The organism is Sulfurimonas sp. (genome assembly GCF_014859695.1).
GTDB lineage: Bacteria > Campylobacterota > Campylobacteria > Campylobacterales > Sulfurimonadaceae > Sulfurimonas.
On record NZ_JACUTS010000179.1, the window covers coordinates 1 to 1,499 of the forward strand.

Consider the following 1,499-nt stretch of genomic DNA (forward strand, 5'->3'; position numbering starts at 1 on the left):
AGAAAATTAGAGGTATTTACGAACTTTTTTACAAAAGTGCGTAAGGTCAGTTAGTCATATACAGAGTCAATGGAGACTTCTTGGAGTTAATTAGACTAGGCACTCATTCTCAGTTGTTTAAATAAAAAGAGTTTATGTAGTAAAGCATTCCCATAGTTCCTATGCTCCAGTGTCAGAGCGAGAAAAATAGGGACTGTTTATGGTAAAATGATTCCTTTTTAAAAGGAGATCTATATATGAAAAGCTTAACAATAGCGGCTATAGCTGCACTCTTTTTGAGTGGATGTGCAAGCAAGACCCCGATCGTTATAGATGATATTGTGGAATAAAAAAAAGGCGTTGCTACTGTTCTTATAGCATCGCCGCAAAGGATGTTTTCCGCACCTATTACAGCAAGTATGAAATATTTTGATTATTATCTGAATTGCTTAGAAAAGAGATGTAAAGTAGCAAGAATGCAAACAGATCAACATGTAGCTATTTATATTCAAAGTGGTAAACAAATTCTTTATGTTGTTAATACGACTAAAGAAGTTGATTTGCTAAAGGATACAATTCTTATAAATATAGAGCCTGTAATCTTTGAATTTGAAGCGATTGAAAATACAAAATATTTCATTAAGCATGAATGGGATGCTGTGTCATGGGGCACATTTTTACCAATGGCACTCCCCGGTGCTCACTTGGAACTTATAGATGAAAAAGAAGCCATTATAAGAATGGAAGAAGTTGAGAAAGCATTTTTAGTTTTTGGAGAAAGAGGGCAAACTTTTCAGGCACAAGATTAGTTAGTCTCTAGATATATCTACAAGTTTATGTGAAAAATAATTGATTCTTTCGCTCTGCTCACTGAGTTGCTCTGCAAGTTCTTTTTGCATTTTTACATGTTTTTGATTGAGAAGTTCTATCGTTGCATTACTTTTTTTAAACAAAATATCTACATCTTTTTCTAATAATTTTATTTTAAACTCAAGATTATTTTTAATTGACGCATGAGATACAAATATGATTATAAGTATTGCGATAAAAACTATCCATTCCATCCCCAGCCCTTTCGTACAAAACAAATTTGACCTACATTATAATATAAATCTTCGCTATTTCGTAAAAAGTTTTATATTTGTTTTAGCTAAGCTTTGCAAAATGGTGACATACTAACTAATCGTCCTCTTTTGGTGTAGATTCTTGAATGGTTTTATAGAAATAGCCGAGTCCTACAAACATGATGGTTGTGCCTATAAGCAGATAAAAAGCTGAGATCATATTTGAGATGTCCTCAAGTGCTATCTTAAACACCACCATCAAGGTCTCTATGGAGAGGGCTATGATGATTGAGATTAGAAATTTTCCTAGTACTTTATACTGTTTGTCTTCAGATTTATGAAACGACTGGTACATAACTTCATGCTCAAATATCTGTTTTGCGAGATCGTAAATCGCCAGTCCCAGCGTTATGGATATTATGGATCTAAATATGTCATGCAAAAAGTCGGATGTTG

Annotated in this window: 2 protein-coding genes and 1 pseudogene; 1 reads left to right on the top strand and 2 read right to left on the bottom strand. The window is 33.4% G+C overall.

Annotated elements, in window-relative coordinates:
- The first annotated feature begins 455 nt into the window (after window positions 1-455).
- Window positions 456-788 (top strand): hypothetical protein, encoded by a 333-nt coding sequence (locus IBX42_RS12500; protein WP_294933257.1) that lies wholly within the window; start codon window positions 456-458, stop codon window positions 786-788.
- Here IBX42_RS12500 and IBX42_RS12505 read toward each other — a convergent pair whose 3' ends face one another.
- Together IBX42_RS12505 and IBX42_RS12510 are read right to left on the bottom strand one after the other, a co-directional pair.
- Window positions 789-1,043, bottom strand: coding sequence for a hypothetical protein (locus IBX42_RS12505; RefSeq protein ID WP_294933258.1), 255 nt, complete (start codon window positions 1,041-1,043; stop codon window positions 789-791).
- A 115-nt stretch (window positions 1,044-1,158) separates the two neighbouring features.
- Window positions 1,159-1,499: pseudogene (locus IBX42_RS12510) on the bottom strand (hypothetical protein); the annotation flags it as partial.

Bases quoted from the DNA above. Each gene is read 5' to 3' on its own strand.
- IBX42_RS12505 (WP_294933258.1), bottom strand. From the start codon at position 1,043: ATGGAATGGATAGTTTTTATCGCAATACTTATAATCATATTTGTATCT.
- IBX42_RS12500 (WP_294933257.1), top strand. From the start codon at position 456: ATGCAAACAGATCAACATGTAGCTATTTATATTCAAAGTGGTAAACAA.